The following is a 17,753-nucleotide window of genomic DNA, read 5'->3' on the forward strand; positions in this document are numbered from 1 at the left end:
GGCTTGATCAATTGCGGCGGCGTTCACGCCGCAGCCGGCGTCTCCGCGATCTCTCCGGCCATGTAGTTTGGGAACCAGCTTTCATGTGCGACCGTCAAGTCGGCGAGCGCGACACTGAAGCGACCGGGGAGGATTAGCGCGTCGCCGCCGGCGGTCGCGACCGTGTGGCAAGGGATGCCAGCGGCGTTGCATTCCGCGGTCACCGCATCAGCCGTGGCCGGGCTCACCGCGACGACGTAGCGCCCCTGATCCTCGCCAAACAGCCAGGCATGCAGCAGTCCGCGTCCCGGTGCGAGGGTCGCGCCGATGCCGGACGCCATGCACATCTCGGCGATAGCGATGGCAAGGCCACCGTCGGAGAGGTCATGACAGGCGGCAACGCGCCCGGCTTGGATCAACGAGCGCACGAAATCGCCGTGGCGCTTCTCCTCGGCGAGGTCAACGAGCGGGGCTGCGCCGTCCTCGCGACCCTCGATCTCCCTGAGGTAGATGGAGGAGCCGAGATGAGAGCCCTCGCGGCCGATCATCAGCAGCACGTCGCCGCTCGCCATACCGCCGATGCGCGCGGTGCGGCTGCGATCCTCGATCAGGCCGACGCCGCCGATGGTCGGGGTCGGCAGGATCGCCTGGCCGAAGGTCTCGTTGTAGAGCGAGACGTTGCCGGAAACGATCGGGAAGTCGAGCGCACGGCAGGCGGTGCCGATCCCCTCGATCGCCTTGACGAGCTGGCCCATGATCTCCGGCTTTTCGGGGTTGCCGAAGTTGAGGTTGTCGGTTGCGGCGAGCGGCGTCGCGCCGACGGCTGTCAGGTTGCGCCAGCATTCCGCGACGGCCTGAGCGCCACCCTGGTACGGGTCGGCCTCGCAATAGCGCGGCGTCACGTCGGAGGAGAAGGCGAGCGCCTTGGTCGCATGGCCGTCGACGCGCACCACGCCGGCATCGCCGCCGGGGCGCTGCAGCGAGTTGCCCTGGATCAGCGTGTCATACTGCTCGAACACCCAGCGGCGCGAGGACAGGTCGGGCGAGCCGACCAGCCTGAGGATCGCTGCGCCGTAATCCGCAGGCTCCGCGAGGTCGGCGGCATGGATGACCTTTGCCGGCACCGGTTCGATCCAGGGCCGGTCATATTCCGGCGCCTCATCGCCGAGCTGCTTGATCGGCAGGTTGGCAACCTCGCGGCCCTCCCACAGGATGCGGAAGCGAAGATCGTCCGTGGTGCGGCCGACGATGGCGAAGTCGAGGCCCCATTTGACGAAGATTGCTTCGGCCTCCTGCCGCTTCTCCGGCTTCAGCACCATGAGCATGCGCTCCTGGCTTTCCGACAGCATCATCTCGTAGGCGGTCATGGCGGCTTCGCGCACCGGCACGCGGTCCAGGTCGAGCTCGATGCCGAGGTCACCCTTGGCGCCCATCTCGACGGCCGAGCAGGTGAGGCCGGCCGCACCCATGTCCTGGATCGCGATGACAGCGCCGGTCTGCATCAGTTCGAGGCAGGCCTCCAGCAGGCACTTCTCGGTGAAGGGGTCACCGACCTGCACGGTTGGACGCTTCTCCTCGATCGTCTCGTCGAACTCGGCCGAGGCCATGGTGGCGCCGCCGACACCATCGCGGCCGGTCTTGGCGCCGAGATAGACGACGGGCAGTCCGACGCCCTCCGCCTTGGAATAGAAGATGGCGTCCGTCTTCGCGAGCCCGGCCGCAAAGGCATTGACGAGGCAGTTGCCGTTGTAGCGCGGGTGAAAGTTCACCTCGCCGCCGACGGTCGGCACACCGAAGGAGTTGCCATAGCCGCCGACGCCGGCGACCACGCCGGCCACCAGGTGCCGGGTCTTGGGATGATCCGGCGCGCCGAAGCGCAGCGCGTTCATCGCCGCGACGGGGCGCGCGCCCATGGTGAAGACGTCGCGGAGGATGCCGCCGACGCCGGTCGCCGCGCCCTGATAAGGCTCGATGAACGACGGGTGATTGTGGCTCTCCATCTTGAAGACCACGCAGTCGCCGTCGCCAATGTCGACCACGCCGGCATTCTCGCCGGGGCCTTGGATGACGCGGGCGCCGGTCGTGGGCAGCGTGCGCAGCCAGCGCTTCGACGACTTGTAGGAGCAGTGCTCGTTCCACATCGCGGAGAAAATGCCGAGTTCGGTGATCGTCGGCTCGCGGCCGATGAGCGTCAGGATGCGCTCATACTCGTCCGGCTTCAGGCCGTGCGCGGCGATGAGGTCGGGCGTGATCGCGATGTCGCTCATGAGATCTGCATATCCGTCTTGCGGCGATGCGGCATCGGTGCCGCGCCGCGATCTATAGAAGCCAAGCGTCGACGCTGGAAGCCCAAACGGGCAACCGCCGGTCTCTTCCGCGTCAGCCGTTTCTGATCCAGGCGAAAGCCGGATCGCTGCCGCGGCAAGGCGCCGTGTCGGCATTGCCGCGCATCACCACGGCGTCGTCTGCGGCCTGCGGGATCTCGTCGTCGAGGACGCGGCGCTGCAGCACGACGAGCGCGTAGTCATAGCCCTTGCCCTTGCGTGACGGCGAGCGCACGCAGGTGGCATAGCCACTGGACGGATCGGCGAATACGAAGCGGTCGCTGCGCTCGGACGGGCGGCGGCGGAAGACGGCGCGAGCCGTGTCGCGGAGATAAACGCGCTCCAGCGCGTTCGGCAGGCTGCCCGCTGATTTGGCACCCTCAGACATGGCGATCGGCGCCACGGGCAGGGGCTGAGTCTCGGCATTTGCCGTGGCGACGGAGAAATCGCTGGAGACGCAGCCCGTCGCGGACAGGCCGGCGAGGATGATGGCCGCCAGGCGCAGGGTGAGTGCCCCCTTCAGGCTGTCAGGCATTGCAGCCATTGCCGCCGGCGCGCCAGCGAGACAGGTCGGCATCGATGCGGCGCGCGATCGGCTCCTGCGTCAGCGGCCCATAGACGGCGACGGCACTCGAGCCGCGCTGGCCTTCCACCACCAGCAGCGGGCGGGCTTCTGGCTTGCCGCGCGGCACCAGAAGGAAACGAGGCCGGCCCGAGAAGGACGAGAGTTCGGGCGCCAGGCTATAGCGCGTGAAGGCCGGATCGCCCGACTTGAACCAGCAGCGGTTGGCCGTCAGCGTCAGCCGCTCCATCCGGTCGAGGCCGGTGTCGGCTGCGACAGGTCGCGCCGGCTGGGGCTTGGACGCGCAGCCGGCAAGAGCGCCCGCGAGGAGCATCGCGCCGAGGCTGCCGAGCTTGAGTGTGCGTGAGATAGACTCGCTCACGCCGCCACCTTCTGGCCGAGGCCGAGCACGCTCTCGAAGATGCCACAGCCGTCGGTGCCGCCATGCTCCGGCTCAACCAGATTCTCGGGATGCGGCATCAGCCCCATGACGTTACCGCTTTCGCTGACGATGCCGGCGATGTCGCGCACCGCACCATTCGGGTTGGTGCCCTCGGCATAGCGGAACACGACCTGGCCCTCGCCATGCAGGCGCTCCAGCGTCGCCTCGTCGGCAAAATAGTTGCCATCGTGATGCGCGACCGGACAGCGGATGATCTGGCCTTCGGCATAGCCGGAGGTGAAGCGCGTGCGGTTGGTCACCACCTCGAGCTTCACCTCGCGGCAGACGAATTTGAGGCTGGTGTTGCGCATCAGCGCGCCCGGCAGCAGGCCTGCCTCGCAGAGGATCTGGAAGCCGTTGCAGACGCCGAGCACCGGAACGCCGCGTGCCGCTTCCGCGGCGACCGCCTGCATGACCGGCGAGCGGGCAGCGATCGCGCCACAGCGCAGATAGTCGCCATAGGAGAAGCCGCCGGGCACGACGATCAGGTTGACCGGCGGTATTGCGGTCTCCGTCTGCCACACAGTCAGCGGCTCGACACCCGAGATCGAGCGCAGCGCAGCGATCATGTCGCGGTCGCGATTGAGGCCGGGAAGCAGAACGACGGCAGTTTTCATGACAGAGGTAGCCTCGCTGAAAGGCAGACGGCGCTAGCGCCCATGTGACGTCTCGAGCGACGCTGTAAAGAGCCGCAAGCGGTCAGGTCAAGCGTTGCAAGGCTTTGCAGATCACCACCGCAAAGCTAACGCGAACTCTCTTGCGGCGATGTCTCACCATTGGCCGCAGCGATGGTGGAATACAAGAGCTGTTGGGTCAGTCCCCCGATGGATCCGGAGGCTCGCTGGTGACGATGCTCGATCGGCTGATGGAGACGGAGCCGGCGGCATATGCCAAGCCAGTTGTGCCGTGCTGGCATCTCTCGATACTCTGCGCTTTTAAAGAGTGCCCTGGAACCGAATGACTCGACCATCCGGATTTGTCCTCTCGCCCCTTGCAGCGGGCTACTACGGTGCAGCAGCGGCATTGGCGATTGGCTCGATTTTCGTCTTCGCTACTATTGGTGGGCGCTTGAGCCACGTTCGACACGGCGGACCGAACAAGCTCATGTTGTCTGGGCAGGAGAGCTGTGTGAGATCTATAGGGGTGGCGGCCGTACAAGCCGCAGAGAAATCATAAGGACTGTGCTATGCGGACAGAGTGAATACCACATAGAAGAGCTTCGTCCGCGGTACGGAAGGCTGAATTCAGATCGAAAGCCTTATGTGCAGATCACTTACCCCTCTTCTCGCGGTAAGCTGGTCGACATAACGCCGAGTGTCATCTCCAAAGACGAGTTGTCAGCCGGAGACCGCCTCAACATTCTGGTACATCCGAAGGCTCCAGAGCGGCTCGATCGCCTCCCGGCAAGCAGCGATCTTCCCGAAGCATTGACGCTCCTGGCAACTGCGGTGTGTGGAGGCTTTGGCTATGGCTACTACAAAGCCCTCAAGGCCCAGGAAAAACAGAACGAAGCTGCTAACAGCTAAGGCTCTGATAGCCCGTGCGACATCCTACCCGGCTGAACGGTGCAGTTCTGAGGTCGAGCTAGCTGCAGTGAGCGTATCAGTCGTCCTTCACTGTTAGATACTGTGACGGCACTGCATCCGTCAGCCAGACTCCGTTTTCGGATAGGAAAAACGTCATTCCCGTCGCCTGCATAGCGGTGGTATCAACAATCAAGATTACAGACTTACCTGGCCGGCGATCCGCGACGACGCGGGCAGTCTCGATGTCAGGCGAAAGATGAACGTGCTGACGCGCCTGCTTCGTCAGTCCCTCCACCAAAATCGTCGGCAAACTATCAAGTTTCGTGCCATGGAAGAGGCGATCGGGCGGGGCAACCGGCGCGAGCCCAAGGTCCACCTTGACGCTATGCCCCTGTGCCGCTCGGATCCGATCTCCATCGAGGACGAAGCGCTTCTTGGGGCTCTGCTCGACGATGCGGCGCACATCCGCGGCTGAGACGCCGAAGCGCTCGGACAAGACGCCGCACAGGGTGGCAAAGTCGGTCCAGCCGTTGCTGTCCAGAGTCAGTCCGCCCTGTTCCGGAGCATGACGCAGGACGAGACTCATGAACCTTGAAACGTCTGCGTCCTTGGCCATTGCCGTCGTCGCTTAGATCAAGCTGATGGCGTAGTTCTCGATCACCGTGTTGGCGAGGAGCTTCTCGCACATGGCCCTGAGGTCCGCCTCCGCGGCAGCGCGATCGTCGCCCGCCACCTCGACGTCGAAGACCTTGCCCTGGCGCACGCCGCCGACGCCCTCGAAGCCGAGGGTCGACAGCGCGCCCTCGATGGCTCTGCCTTGCGGGTCGAGGACGCCGTTCTTCAGCGTGACGACGATGCGGGCCTTGATCACTGTACCTGCCTGTCCCTGGAATAGACGAGTTTGAGAACCGATGCCGGACGCGGCGCTTCCTTGCGCCGCCGCCTTACTTGACCAGCACCGGTCCCGTGGGGCGCGGCGGCTCGTTCTCGTTCATGATGCCGAGGCGCCGGGCCACTTCCTGATAGGCCTCCACGAGGCCTCCCATGTCGCGGCGGAAACGGTCCTTGTCCATCTTCTCCTGGGTCTGCACGTCCCAGAGGCGGCAGGAGTCAGGCGAGATCTCGTCGGCCACGATGATGCGCATCATGTCGCCCTCGAACAGGCGGCCCGTCTCGATCTTGAAGTCGACGAGCTGGATGCCGACGCCGAGGAAGAGGCCGGAGAGGAAGTCGTTGACACGGATGGCGAGCGCCATGATGTCGTCGATCTCCTGCGGCGTCGCCCAGCCGAAGGCCGTGATGTGCTCTTCCGACACCATCGGGTCATCCAGCGCATCCGCCTTGTAGTAGAACTCGATGATCGAGCGCGGCAGCACGGTGCCTTCCTCGATACCGAGTCGCTTGGCCAGCGAGCCGGCGGCGATGTTGCGCACCACCACCTCGAGCGGGATGATCTCCACCTCCTTGATCAGTTGCTCGCGCATGTTGAGCCGCCGGATGAAGTGGGTGGGGATCCCCATCTTGTTCAGATGCGAGAAGATATATTCCGAGATGCGGTTGTTGAGGACGCCCTTGCCGTCGACGATCTCGTGCTTCTTCTTGTTGAAAGCGGTCGCATCATCCTTGAAGAACTGGACCAGCGTGCCGGGCTCGGGACCCTCGTAAAGGATCTTGCCCTTGCCCTCGTAGATACGGCGGCGACGTGTCATGAATGTTCCGGTCGTTGAGTGGGGCGGATGTCTAAGGCCTGCGGAGCCTGCCGCGTCGTGCGGGTCAGATATCCCACCTGCCTTCCTTTCACAATTGCTCGGCATAAAATCGGTTATCCCCGCCGCAATGCAAGCAGCGAATCCATCGCGGCGTGGTTTCGCACTTCAAATGCATACGGCGGACCCGTATGTGTCAGACGCTGACAAGGCGGACCTACCGCCGCTGACGATTCTGGAGGATGTCCATGTCGATGGTCGATCGCGAACGCGATTTCGAGTCCCGCTACGCGCATGACCAGGAGCTGCGCTTCCGCATCGAAGCCCGGCGCAACAAGCTGCTCGGCCTCTGGGCCGCCGAGAAGCTCGGTCGCAGCGGCGATGACGCCGCTGCCTACGCCCAGGCGGTGGTGAAAGCCGACTTCGAGCAGCCCGGCGACGAGGACGTCTTCCGTAAGATCCGCGGCGATTTCGACGCCGCCGGCGTCGAACAGTCCGACCACCAGATCCGCCGGCAGATGAGCGAATTTCTCATCGAGGCCGAAGCGCAGATCAGGCAGGCCTGAGCCGCTTCATGACGCTGCCAGCCCTCCGGGACAAATTAGAGGGCGGCGGCCACCTTCTCGCCGCCTGGTGCTCGCTGGGCGATCCGGTGGTGCATGAGACGCTGCTGGCTGCGGGTTTTGAGGCGCTCGTCCTCGACATGCAGCACGGGCAGCATGACACGACCGACATCGCCGCCGGCATCGCCCTTTGCGCTCATCTAGGGCGACCTTCGATCGTGCGTGTGCCGATCGAGGACCGAGCCATGGCCGCGCGGGCGCTCGACTTCGGCGCCTCGGCGATCATCATGCCGATGATCCAGGGCGATGAGGATGCACGGGCCTTCGTGGCGGCGGTGAAGTATCCGCCGAGGGGCGAGCGGTCCTTCGGCCCGGCCCGCGCGGTGCTGCTGCACGGCTACGACAGCGGCGTCGAGTATGTCGCCGACGCGCGGGGCGAAACGCTTGCCATCGCAATGATCGAAACCGCGGCGGCCCTCGACTCGCTCGATGCCATTCTTGCCATCGACGGCCTCGACGGCGTCTTCGTCGGGCCGGCGGATCTCTCCATCGCCTTGTCGGGGACGGGAACGCTCGCCGCTCGTGGCCCAAAGACGGATGAGGCCGTCGCCCGCATCGCCAAGGCCGCGACCGCGGCAGGCAAATTCTCGGCGATCTATGCCGGCAATGCCGAGGATGCCCGGCACTACCGATCCGCCGGCGTCAACCTCGTCTGCATCGGCTCCGACATGGGGATGCTGCGCAGCGGTGCCGATGCGATTCTGAGCGCGATCAACGCCTGAAACGTTCCGTGCGGCACTAGGCATCACGCGCGCATAGCGGGCCGGGGCGCTCCTCGACCCGCCACCGCGTGTTAGCGGCGTTAATGGCTCAGCGGCAGGCCGGAGACGAATTTCCCGAAGGTCAGCAGTCCTTCCGGCCAGGGGCCGTGACCGCTGTCGCCGTTGATATGGCCCGATGTGCCGGCGTCGATGAACAGCGACCCCCAGGCGCCGGCGACGTCTTCCGCTGCCTCGAAGGAGGAGAAGGGATCATCCCGGCTGGCAACAACCACCGACGGAAACGGCAGCGGGTCGCGGGGATACGGCCCGAATGTCATCAGATGCTTCGGACGGATGGCGGGGTTCGCGACGTCGGGCGGCGATACGAAGAAGGCGCCTGCGACCGGGCGCCTGAAGAGCGGCACAGCTAGCACTGCTGCGGCGACGCCCAGCGAGTGTGCGACGAGCACCACCGGCTTCTCCGCCTCGTTGACAGCCTCCGCCACAGCATGAACCCAGTCGTCGCGGACAGGCTTCGACCATTCCGCCTGCTGAACGCGGCGGGCGGTGGAAAGCCTCTGCTCCCAGCGGGTCTGCCAGTGCTGTTCGGGTGATCCCTTGTAGCCAGGGATGATGAGGATTTCTGCCTGAGACACGCGCATGGCGGCGCAGATGCGAGCAGGGCGGCAGCTTGTCAAGCGTCGGACATGGCCAACAAAAAAGCGCACGGCGGTAAGGCCGTGCGCTTCGTCAGATCATCGGCAGCAAACCTGCCGCCATTACCCTTACGGGTTGGTCGTCGCACCGCCAGCCGGAGCGGGCGTCGCCGGGGCCGCGGGCTCTGGTGCGGCCGGTGCCGGCGTAGCGGGAGCCGGTGCCGGCGAAGCCGGGGTGGTGTCCGTCGCAGCCGGCGGCGTGGTGGTCGTGGTCGAAGTCGTCTCGGACGGGGCGGTCCCGGTGTTGGTCGCCGTGCCGTTCGAGAAGAACAGGAAATAGAGGATGATCACGACGACGAGAGCGCCGAGAATGAACCAGATGGCGCTCGGCCCGCTGGAGCGCGGGGGCGGCGGAGGAGGAGGCGTATAGGTCATCGAAAGCTCCGTTCTTCGTCTCGCCCGCGACAGAATGTCCAAGGCGCTCGCGAGTGAAACTGTCGGCGCTTGAGAACGGTTCCTTGATCCATCACGGATTGCGCGAAAATTGTGCACCGAGCACTCGGCCGAGCCAGGTCTGTAATGATCTCAAGGGTCGGCTGGTTCGGGAGCACCGCTGCATGACAGAGCAGCGGCGCTCGAAGGCTGTCGCGCTGAGCGCCGGCCTATTCGCGTCCGAAGACGCGACGGAAGATCGTGCCGGCATGCTTGGTATGATAGCCGATATCGAACTTCTCGCGGATGTCGGCCTCCGGCAGTGCCGCCGTCACTTCCGGGTCGGCCAGGAGTTCGGTCAGGAAGTCGGCACCGTGCTCCCACACCTTCATGGCGTTGCGCTGAACGAGGCGATAGGCGTCCTCGCGGCTGACGCCGGCCTGGGTGAGGGCCAGCAGCACCCGCTGCGAATGAACCAGCCCCTTGAACTGGTTGAGATTCTTCTCCATCCGCTCGGGATAGACGAGGAGCTTGTCGACGACGCCGGTGAGGCGCGCCAGCGCGAAATCGAGGGTAATGGTCGCGTCCGGCCCAATGTAACGCTCGACCGAGGAGTGGGAGATGTCCCGCTCGTGCCAGAGCGCGACATTCTCCATCGCCGGGATGGCAAAGGAGCGGACCATACGTGCAAGGCCGGTGAGGTTTTCGGTCAGCACCGGGTTGCGCTTGTGCGGCATCGCCGAGGAGCCCTTCTGGCCCGGCGAGAAATACTCTTCCGCCTCCAGCACCTCGGTGCGCTGCAAATGGCGGATCTCCGTCGCCAGACGCTCGATCGAGGAGGCGATCACGCCCAGCGTTGCAAAGAACATCGCGTGGCGATCGCGCGGGATGACCTGGGTGGAGACCGGCTCCGGCGCCAGGCCCATCGCCTTCGCGACATGCTCCTCGACGCGGGGATCGATGTTGGCGAAGGTGCCGACGGCGCCGGAGATCGCGCAGGTGGCGATCTCCGCCCGCGCCGCGACGAGACGCTCGCGGCAGCGCTGGAATTCCGCATAGGCGAAGGCCAGCTTGACGCCGAAGGTCGTCGGCTCGGCATGAATGCCGTGCGAGCGGCCGATGGTGATCGTGTTCTTGTGCTCGAAGGCGCGCCGCTCCAGCGCTGCGAGAAGCGCATCCAAATCGGCAAGGAGGATGTCCGAGGCGCGGGCGAGCTGGACGTTGAAGCAGGTGTCGAGCACGTCCGACGACGTCATGCCCTGGTGGATGAAGCGTGCGTCCGGGCCAACGATCTCGGCGAGGTGGGTCAGGAAAGCGATGACGTCGTGCTTGGTCTCGCGCTCGATGGCGTCAATGCGCTCGATGTCGAAGGTGGCAGCGCCCCCTTTCTCCCAGATCGTCTTCGCCGCTTCCTTCGGGATGACGCCGAGCTCGGCGAGCGCGTCGCAGGCATGCGCCTCGATCTCGAACCAGATGCGGAACTTGGTCTCCTGCGACCAGACGGCGACCATCTCGGGCCGGGAATAGCGGGGGATCATCGGACGGCCTTTCGCAATGGCTTCTAAGAGTCCTCCGGGCGTCTAACAGAGGCGGACGGACGGCTCAACGCGCCGCGCGCTACACGGATGAGCCGGTGCTGTCCGTGATCAAGGCACGCCAGGCGTCAGTCGATACGCCGGCAGCTGAAGCTGTCGCCGCTCTGCCCTGACAGCCAGGTCATCGAGTCCGGGGTGAAGTCGCCCACGGTGACATATTCCTCGTCCGAGCTGAACAGCGTGTAGGAGCCATCGGTATTCTCCTGGGTCTCCTGAATCGGAATGTCGTCCGTGCCGTTGTTCCAGAAGTCGTGGAAGAAGGTGAAGGTGGCAACCTCACAGTCCCAGACGCCGACGAAGGGCAGTTCCTCCTCCTGCGCGCTCGCGTCGCAGGGCACGAGCAATGCCAGCGCCAGCCCCGCGGCGAAACCCAGACCCTTCATCGGCATCGAACCCTTCCGCTTCTCGTTCCGTCTGTACCGCATCCGCTCAGCCAAGCTCGCACCAGGCGGGCAAGCCAACTCCACGACTGGGTGCGGCTGCATGGATCCCGCGGGCGATGGCGCGCGCCATCACGGCCGCCGCCGCAGCTGCCATCTCGAGCCGCATAGCGGCATCGGGCGTCACGGCGCTGCTGCCGGTCGCCAGCGCGAAGACGAGGTCGCCGTCGAAGTCAGTATGGGCCGGCCACAGCGCGCGGGCAAAGCCGTCATGCGCAGCGGTGGCAAGGCGCGTCGCGGCGGACTTGTCCAGGACGGCGTCTGTCGCAATGGCGGCGATGGTGGTGTTGGCACCGGACCTGGCGGAGAACTTCGTGCGCGGCGTCGTGACCCCTTCCGGCATCGGCGCGGGCCAGCCGAGGCCGCCGAACTCCTCGCCGATCTCGAAAGGCGCTGCCCAGAAGCGACGGGTGGCGCCGATCAGCGGTGATCCCAGCGCGTTCACCGCGACCATCGCGGCGACGGTGATGCCGTTCTCGAGCTGGACGCTCGCCGTGCCGAGACCGCCCCGCACGGTCGCGGTGCTTGCGCCGAGGCCGGCGCCGACGGAGCCGAGCAGCACCGTCTCGGAGGCGTTTTCGGCTGCCGCGTATCCGAGGTCGCGATAGGGCGGATAGCGGCCCCAGGCCTTGTCGCCGCCATTGGCTAGATCGAAGAGGATCGCGCCGGCCACGATCGGCACGCGAAAGCCGGCGACGGCAAAGCCCCGGTTCTGTTCGCGCAGAAAGGCCTGCACGCCGGAGGCGGCATCCAGGCCGAAGGCCGACCCGCCGGACAGGACGATCGCGTCGGCCGCCTGAACCATGTTCTCAGGCGCCAGGAGGTCGGTCTCGCGCGTGCCCGGCGCGCCGCCGAGCACCTTCACCCCGGCAACGGCCGGCGGGTCGCAGAGGATGACGGTGGCGCCGCTCTTCAGCGTTTCGTCGCCGGCATGGCCAACCAGGAGGCCGCTGACATCGGTGAGGCTGTTGCGGGGGCCGGCGCGGAACCCACTCACGGCTGTACTGCGGTCTCGACGAAGCGGCCGCCCTGCCATGTGAAGCTGCGATAGAGGTCGAGATCCGAATCGCCCTTAGCGTCGAAGCGGATGGTGCCGAGCGCGGTCGTGAAGGCGGTCTGGTTCAAGACATCCGCAATAGCCTTGCCGCCGGCGGCCGCTTGCCGGGCTGCCGCAACGGCGATCTCCACCGCGGCATAGGCTGGCCCTTCATAGCCCTGCGGCGGGGCTGCCGATCCGCCTTCGACAAGGGTGGGGAACTCCGTCTGAGGCCCGATGGCGATGATCCCCTCCGGCAGCGGCGTGTCGGCGCTGGATTCGTCGAGCAGCGATTCGCCGCCGACGATCTCGGCGGTAAGGCCCGAGGCGGCAGCATCGCGGGCAATCACCGCGATGTCCGGCCGGTCGCCGGCGATGAAGAAACGCGTCACGCCGGTCTTCTGCAGGCGGCGGGCGAGGCCGAACTGCTTTTCTTCCGCCGGACGGTAGTTGTCGAGCGTCGAAGGCTTCATGCCCTCGGCTTCGAGGCGGCTGCGCACGGCATCCGCGAGGCCGCGGCCGTAGATCGAGCCATCCTCGACAATACCGAAGGGCAGGTCGCGCCAGCGGGCGATCAGGACGGCAGCGATGGCGCTCGCCTCCGCATCCGATCGTGGTGCGATGCGCCAGACGAGGGCGCCTGATTTGGCGCGCTTGTCGGTGATGCGGTTGGCGCGAACGCCGACGACGATCGCCGGAATCCCGGCCTCTCGCAGGATGGGCAGGGCGGTCTCCAGCGCTTCCGTGCAGAGGAAGCCGACCGCGGCGGTGACCTTCGCCTCCACCATGCTGCGAGCGGCGCGTTCCCCGCCGTCGGGCGTGCACTCGGTATCCGCCGCAACCGTTTCGACGGCGCCGCCATCCTGCGAGAGCCGCCGCGCCGCCGCCTCGGCACCGGCTCGCACTTGCTCGCCGAGGATGGCGGACGTGCCGCTGAGCGGGGCGGCGACGCCGATCCGGACCGGACCTTCCGACTGCGCAGCGGCAACGCCCGGCATCAGCGCCAGCGAGACGAGTACGATCGAAGCAGCGATGCGAGACCGGGAAGCGGTGCGGCAAAGATCCATGACGGTGGTTCTAACCGGGCGCCGCACGATTTTCGAGCCGTTCGTGGCCAGATCAGGCCCCCAGTGCACGCTCGCCCAGAGGATCGATGCACCGCTACCGGCTCGAGCATTGGAAGCCGTCTTCCGCTGCGTTGCCGCGATGCGGATGCGGCAGACGGGAAATGCGAGTCCTTTCAAGATCTCACGCGGACATGCTGAGAGACCGAATCGCCGTGGTCAGATCTTGAATCAACGTGCTGCGCTATCCGCCTGTCGATCCTGCCGCGCGCCGCGCCGAGCAATGCTGATGCCCTTTGTAGAGCAGGGCGCGGCGTTGCCCTCGTGCTCACCTCGCGCGACGTTGTGCACCGCCCTATATGGTCGACCGGGGAGTGCAGTCCGGAGACCCTCTTGCTGAAGACGTCGACCATCGAACGCACGGCATTTCGCGAAGCCATGAGCCGCTTTGCCGCCGCGGTGCATCTGGTGACCAGCGACGGTCCGGCAGGACGGCGCGGCGTCACCGTGTCGGCCGCCTGTTCGGTATCGGACGATCCGGCGACGGTGCTCGTCTGTCTCAACCGGTCGAGCGCGCTGAACGTGCGCTTTGAGCAGAACGGCAATTTTGCGCTCAACGTGCTCGGTGAATCGAATGAGTCCGTCGCGCGGGCCTTTTCGGGAGAGGGCGACCTGTCGCCGGAGGAGCGATTCGCCTCGGCGGAATTCATCACGCTGGAGACCGGCGCGCCGGTGCTCGCCGATGCGCTGGTGTCGCTCGATTGCCGGCTGGTCGAGACGCTGATCGTCGCGACGCACCGGGTGATGATCGGCGAGGTGGTGGCGCTCCGCATGGGCAAGCCGGACCCGGCGCTGGTCTATCTCGACCGCGGCTATCACAGCCTTTGAGGCGGCACTGCATGCGGCCGCGGGATGAAGTGAGTCTTGTCGGGAAGCGGTTTCGGTGGGGCTCCAAGGCGTCGTCGACGCGCTCCGCATCGCCTGCATCGGTCTCGATCATTCTGAAGGGGCGTGAACCATGAGTGAGGCAAGCGTAGTGCCAGACGTGCTGGCGACGGCGGAGCGCTGGAGCGGCGAGGGGCGCAGACTCGCGCTCGCGACCGTCGTCGAGACTTGGGGTTCGGCCCCGCGACCGGCCGGCAGCCATCTCGTCATCGACGCTGACGGCAACTTTGAGGGCTCCGTCTCCGGCGGCTGCGTCGAAGGCGCCGTCGTGTCCGAAGCACTCGACGTCATCGAAGCCGGTGCGCCGAAGCTGCTGGAGTTCGGCGTTGCCGACGAAACGGCCTGGCGGGTCGGCCTGTCATGCGGCGGACGTATCCGCGTCTATGTGGAGAGGCTCGGCTGATGGAGCGCCATCTCCTCTCAAGCCTGAATGCCGAGCGTGCGGCGCGCCGCGCTGTTGCGGTCGTCACCGATCTCGGCAGCGGCGAGTCGCGCCTGGTGCGCGAAAGGGAGGTTGACTTGGACCCGCTGTCATCGGACGTCCTGAAGGCAATCCGCAGCGGCAAGTCCGCGCTCGTGCGGGCGGATGAACGCGAAGCCTTCGTGAACGCCTATCTGCCGCCAGCCCGCATCGTCGTGATCGGCGCCGTGCATATCAGCCAAGCGCTGGCGCCGATGGCGGCGATCGCCGGCTTCGACGTCGAGATCATCGATCCCCGCACCGCCTTTGCGACGCCGGAGCGCTTCCCGAATGTTGCACTCCATGCGGAGTGGCCGCAGGACATCCTGGCGCAGCGGCCGCTCGATCCCTACACAGCGCTCGTCGCCATCACTCACGATCCCAAGATCGACGACATGCCGCTGATCGCGTCGCTGCAGGCGGGGTGCTTCTACGTGGGTGCGCTCGGCAGCCGGAAGACACATGGCCGCCGCGTGGAGCGGCTGGAGGCCGCCGGGCTGACGGCGGACGAGATCGGCCGGATCGAAGCGCCGATCGGTGCGGATATCGGCGCATCGACCCCCGGCGAGATCGCGGTGGCGATCCTCGCCTCGGTCATCGCCGCCTTCCGCAAACGCAGCATGCGAGCGGAGATCGCTGCGGCTGCAACTGTCGCATGAGGTTCGGAGCTGTCCCGCTGGCGGAGGCCGAGGGCGCCATTCTCGCGCATGCGATCGTGCTCGAAGGGCGACGGCTGCGGAAAGGAACGCTGCTGCGTTCGGATGACCTTGCGGCTCTGCGGAGCGCGGGCGTCGAGACCGTCATCGCAGCCCAGCTCGACCCAGGCGATTTCGGCGAGGACGAGGCCGCGCATCGGCTTGGTGCGGCGCTCGAAGGCGATCACGTCGTCGTCGGTCCGGCCTCGACGGGACGGGTCAACCTTTTTGCGGCCGCCGCGGGCCTGCTGGTGCCGGACCGCGCGGTCGTCGACGCCCTGAACGAAATCGATCCCGGCATCACCTTGGCGACCCTGGCGGAGTGGGCGCCGGTGGAGGCGGGTCGCATGGTCGCGACGGTGAAGATCATCCCGCTTGCCGTGCCGGGCACCGCAGTCGAACGGGCGGTGCAGCTTCTCGCCACGCAGCCGGCCTTCCACGTCGCGCCCTTCCGGCCGCGGCGGGTCCGGCTGATCCAGACCGAGCTCCCGGGCGTGAAGGAAAGCGTTCTCGACAAGACGCGCCGCGTGCTGGCGCAGCGCCTGGCCGCGTCCCACTCCGCCATCACCACCGAGATGCGGGTGCCGCACGACACGGCCGCACTGGCCGATGTGCTGTCGGAGCCAACCGACGCCGAACTGAGTGTCGTGTTCGGAGCTTCCGCGGTGATCGATCGGGGCGATGTCATTCCGGCGGCGATCGTTGCGGCGGGCGGCACTGTCGACCAACTCGGCATGCCCGTCGATCCCGGCAATCTCCTCTGCCTCGGTCGCCTCGGAGGGCTGCCGGTGCTGGGTGCGCCGGGCTGCGCCCGAAGCCCCAAGGAGAATGGATTCGACTGGGTTCTGAATCGCTTGCTGGCCGACCTTCCCATCTCGGGCGAAGCCATCCGCCGCATGGGCGTCGGCGGATTGCTGATGGAGATCGCCTCTCGGCCGCAGCCGCGCGAAGCCGAGAGCGCAGAGATGCGGCCGCGCGTCGACGTCGTCGTCCTCGCGGCGGGACGCTCCAGCCGGATGCGTGGGCCAAACAAGCTGCTGGCGCGTTTCGACGGCGTGCCGCTGGTCCGGCGCAGCGTCCTGGCGGCGCTGGAGAGCAGTGCCGGGCGCGTCCATGTGGTCGTCGGGCATCAGAAGGACGAGATCGTTGCCGCGCTCGGCGGCCTCGACGTCGAGCTGATCGACAACCAGAGCTTTGCCGACGGCTTGTCGACCTCGCTGATCGCGGGCTTCCGCGCGGCCGCGGACGATGCGGACGGGGTTCTGGTGATGCTGGCCGACCAGCCGCTGATCACGGCGGACGATCTCGATCGCCTGATCGACCTCTTCGAACCCTCGGGCGAAGGCTCAATCGTCCTTGCAGCCGATGGCGGTAAAAGGGCCAATCCAGTGATCCTTTCAGCTTCTTTCCTTGGCGAGATCGCCGGATTGTCCGGTGACGTCGGCGCACGCGGCATCGTTGCAGCCAATCCGGATGCCGTTCGCGTGGTGGAGCTCGGCCGCGCCGCCAGCCTCGACGTCGACACGCCGGAGCTGCTTGCCGAAGCGGGCGGCGTCATCTGGGGCTGAAGCGCTCTCCGCTTCAGCCAAGCCACTTTATCCTCGGGAGGAACTTAAGCCCCTATCTTGCCAAGCGAGCCTTGCCCGACGTAGCGTAATGCAACCTTAAATTGTGGAGGTGATGATTATGCTGCAGGTCAACGGTGACACGTTGCGGGCGATCGCGCCCCGCTTCAGCGGCGATAAGGCAAGGGAACAGGCTCGCATTATCAATGCCATTGAGGGTGAACTTTCCGCAGTCCTCAGTCGCTATACGATCGATACGCCGCTGCGCATCGCCCACTTCCTGGCGCAGATCATCCACGAATCCGCGGGGCTGCGCACGACGGAGGAGTTCGCCTCGGGTGCCGCCTACGAGGGGCGCAAGGATCTCGGCAACACGGAGCCCGGCGACGGTCGCCGCTTCAAGGGGCGCGGGCTGATCCAGCTGACGGGCCGCGACAATTATGCGCGGATGGCGAATATCCTCAGCCTACCGCTTCTGGAACAGCCGGACCTCGCGGCCGTGCCCCTGAAGTCGCTCGTAATCGCCTGCGAATACTGGCAGTCGCGCAGGATCAACGAACCAGCGGATGAGGATGATCTCATCAAGGTGACGAAGAGGGTCAATGGCGGCCTGATAGGTCTGGAGGATCGGCGCGCATACCTGAAGCGCGCGAAGACGGTACTGGCCGATCTGGCGGCAGGCGATCTTCCCGTTTCGGCTGGACGGCCGGTGCTGCGGCGGGGATCAGAGGGATCGGCGGTGGCGGAACTCCAGACCTTCCTGCGCCGCGCCGGTATCCCCGTTGCGATCGATGGCGAGTTTGGTCCAGCCACTGCATTGGCTGTCGTGACGTTCCAGGCGCGCGCCGGTCTCCTGGCTGACGGCGTCGTCGGACCGCAGACATGGCAGGCGCTTGGTGCCTGACAGCGCTTCATCATCTATGACTTCTAGGATGCAGATGATCGTGCTGCCTATGCGGTGTGCGACAATCGCGCGCGGCGGCGATTGGTGTTAGTGCCTCG

The 17,753-nt window shown here is 66.2% G+C and carries 21 protein-coding genes; 8 read left to right on the top strand and 13 right to left on the bottom strand.

Annotation, left to right across the window (positions count from 1 at the left end; all coding sequences use genetic code 11):
* Nucleotides 1-23: 23 nt before the first annotated feature.
* The 4 genes from purL to purQ are packed head-to-tail and all read right to left on the bottom strand — an operon-like array spanning nucleotide 24 to nucleotide 3,924.
* Nucleotides 24-2,420 (bottom strand): phosphoribosylformylglycinamidine synthase subunit PurL, encoded by a 2,397-nt coding sequence (gene purL, locus C0R46_RS08545; protein ID WP_425349870.1) that lies wholly within the window; start codon nucleotides 2,418-2,420, stop codon nucleotides 24-26.
* Nucleotides 2,359-2,838 carry a hypothetical protein gene (locus tag C0R46_RS08550; protein ID WP_157944595.1) on the bottom strand — a complete coding sequence of 160 codons (480 nt, stop codon included), beginning with the start codon at nucleotides 2,836-2,838 and terminating at the stop codon, nucleotides 2,359-2,361. Before C0R46_RS08550 ends, purL begins: the two co-directional genes overlap by 62 nt.
* A complete protein-coding gene (locus C0R46_RS08555) occupies nucleotides 2,831-3,247 on the bottom strand; it encodes a hypothetical protein (RefSeq protein ID WP_245413473.1) in 417 nt (138 codons plus the stop codon). The genes C0R46_RS08550 and C0R46_RS08555 overlap by 8 nt, the downstream gene beginning before the upstream one ends.
* Nucleotides 3,244-3,924 carry a phosphoribosylformylglycinamidine synthase subunit PurQ gene (purQ, locus tag C0R46_RS08560; protein WP_102959157.1) on the bottom strand — a complete coding sequence of 227 codons (681 nt, stop codon included), beginning with the start codon at nucleotides 3,922-3,924 and terminating at the stop codon, nucleotides 3,244-3,246. Before purQ ends, C0R46_RS08555 begins: the two co-directional genes overlap by 4 nt.
* A 645-nt stretch (nucleotides 3,925-4,569) precedes the next feature.
* On the opposite strand from purQ, the gene C0R46_RS20765 reads away from it, so the two are divergent.
* Nucleotides 4,570-4,833 carry a hypothetical protein gene (locus tag C0R46_RS20765; protein WP_157944596.1) on the top strand — a complete coding sequence of 88 codons (264 nt, stop codon included), beginning with the start codon at nucleotides 4,570-4,572 and terminating at the stop codon, nucleotides 4,831-4,833.
* A 76-nt stretch (nucleotides 4,834-4,909) separates the two neighbouring features.
* Here C0R46_RS20765 and C0R46_RS08565 read toward each other — a convergent pair whose 3' ends face one another.
* The 3 genes from C0R46_RS08565 to purC form a co-directional block, all read right to left on the bottom strand.
* A complete protein-coding gene (locus C0R46_RS08565; RefSeq protein ID WP_102959158.1) occupies nucleotides 4,910-5,449 on the bottom strand; it encodes an RNA 2'-phosphotransferase in 540 nt (179 codons plus the stop codon).
* A 12-nt stretch (nucleotides 5,450-5,461) separates the two neighbouring features.
* Complete coding sequence (purS, locus tag C0R46_RS08570) at nucleotides 5,462-5,704, bottom strand: phosphoribosylformylglycinamidine synthase subunit PurS (RefSeq protein WP_102959159.1); 243 nt, start codon at nucleotides 5,702-5,704, stop codon at nucleotides 5,462-5,464.
* Nucleotides 5,705-5,777: 73 nt separating this feature from the next.
* Entirely contained in the window at nucleotides 5,778-6,542 is a 765-nt protein-coding gene (gene purC / locus C0R46_RS08575; protein WP_102959160.1) for a phosphoribosylaminoimidazolesuccinocarboxamide synthase, read from the bottom strand.
* A 245-nt stretch (nucleotides 6,543-6,787) separates the two neighbouring features.
* On the opposite strand from purC, the gene C0R46_RS08580 reads away from it, so the two are divergent.
* Nucleotides 6,788-7,105, top strand: coding sequence for a DUF1476 domain-containing protein (locus C0R46_RS08580; RefSeq protein ID WP_102959278.1), 318 nt, complete (start codon nucleotides 6,788-6,790; stop codon nucleotides 7,103-7,105).
* Nucleotides 7,106-7,113: 8 nt separating this feature from the next.
* Nucleotides 7,114-7,884, top strand: a complete 771-nt coding sequence (locus C0R46_RS08585) for an HpcH/HpaI aldolase family protein (RefSeq protein ID WP_102959161.1) — start codon at nucleotides 7,114-7,116, stop codon at nucleotides 7,882-7,884.
* Between the two features lie 80 nt (nucleotides 7,885-7,964).
* Here C0R46_RS08585 and C0R46_RS08590 read toward each other — a convergent pair whose 3' ends face one another.
* The 6 genes from C0R46_RS08590 to C0R46_RS08615 all read right to left on the bottom strand — a co-directional run bounded on the left by C0R46_RS08590 (nucleotide 7,965) and on the right by C0R46_RS08615 (nucleotide 13,089).
* On the bottom strand, nucleotides 7,965-8,525 hold the full coding sequence (locus C0R46_RS08590) for an RBBP9/YdeN family alpha/beta hydrolase (RefSeq protein ID WP_102959162.1): 561 nt from the start codon (nucleotides 8,523-8,525) through the stop codon (nucleotides 7,965-7,967).
* Nucleotides 8,526-8,648: 123 nt separating this feature from the next.
* Nucleotides 8,649-8,954, bottom strand: a complete 306-nt coding sequence (locus C0R46_RS20630; RefSeq protein WP_114348383.1) for a hypothetical protein — start codon at nucleotides 8,952-8,954, stop codon at nucleotides 8,649-8,651.
* Between the two features lie 227 nt (nucleotides 8,955-9,181).
* Entirely contained in the window at nucleotides 9,182-10,489 is a 1,308-nt protein-coding gene (gene purB, locus C0R46_RS08600) for an adenylosuccinate lyase (protein ID WP_102959164.1), read from the bottom strand.
* Between the two features lie 125 nt (nucleotides 10,490-10,614).
* On the bottom strand, nucleotides 10,615-10,935 hold the full coding sequence (locus tag C0R46_RS08605) for a hypothetical protein (protein ID WP_102959165.1): 321 nt from the start codon (nucleotides 10,933-10,935) through the stop codon (nucleotides 10,615-10,617).
* Nucleotides 10,936-10,975: 40 nt separating this feature from the next.
* A complete protein-coding gene (locus tag C0R46_RS08610) occupies nucleotides 10,976-12,022 on the bottom strand; it encodes a P1 family peptidase (protein ID WP_102959166.1) in 1,047 nt (348 codons plus the stop codon).
* A complete protein-coding gene (locus C0R46_RS08615) occupies nucleotides 11,980-13,089 on the bottom strand; it encodes an ABC transporter substrate-binding protein (RefSeq protein WP_102959167.1) in 1,110 nt (369 codons plus the stop codon). Before C0R46_RS08615 ends, C0R46_RS08610 begins: the two co-directional genes overlap by 43 nt.
* Nucleotides 13,090-13,479: 390 nt before the next feature.
* Here C0R46_RS08615 and C0R46_RS08620 point away from each other — a divergent pair, with 390 nt between their 5' ends.
* The 5 genes from C0R46_RS08620 (at nucleotide 13,480) to C0R46_RS21080 (ending at nucleotide 17,655) form a co-directional block, all read left to right on the top strand.
* Nucleotides 13,480-13,974 (top strand): flavin reductase, encoded by a 495-nt coding sequence (locus C0R46_RS08620; RefSeq protein WP_245413474.1) that lies wholly within the window; start codon nucleotides 13,480-13,482, stop codon nucleotides 13,972-13,974.
* Between the two features lie 130 nt (nucleotides 13,975-14,104).
* Nucleotides 14,105-14,434 (top strand): XdhC family protein, encoded by a 330-nt coding sequence (locus tag C0R46_RS08625; RefSeq protein ID WP_102959168.1) that lies wholly within the window; start codon nucleotides 14,105-14,107, stop codon nucleotides 14,432-14,434.
* Nucleotides 14,434-15,150, top strand: a complete 717-nt coding sequence (locus C0R46_RS08630; protein WP_102959169.1) for an XdhC family protein — start codon at nucleotides 14,434-14,436, stop codon at nucleotides 15,148-15,150. Before C0R46_RS08625 ends, C0R46_RS08630 begins: the two co-directional genes overlap by 1 nt.
* Nucleotides 15,147-16,754, top strand: a complete 1,608-nt coding sequence (locus C0R46_RS08635) for an NTP transferase domain-containing protein (protein WP_102959170.1) — start codon at nucleotides 15,147-15,149, stop codon at nucleotides 16,752-16,754. The genes C0R46_RS08630 and C0R46_RS08635 overlap by 4 nt, the downstream gene beginning before the upstream one ends.
* A 118-nt stretch (nucleotides 16,755-16,872) precedes the next feature.
* The gene (locus tag C0R46_RS21080) at nucleotides 16,873-17,655 is read left to right on the top strand and encodes a peptidoglycan-binding protein (protein ID WP_102959171.1); all 783 of its coding nucleotides are present in this window, start codon (nucleotides 16,873-16,875) and stop codon (nucleotides 17,653-17,655) included.
* Nucleotides 17,656-17,753 lie beyond the last annotated feature (98 nt).

It is taken from the genome of Mangrovicella endophytica (genome assembly GCF_002893625.1).
GTDB classification, from domain to species: Bacteria; Pseudomonadota; Alphaproteobacteria; order Rhizobiales; family Rhizobiaceae; genus Mangrovicella; species Mangrovicella endophytica.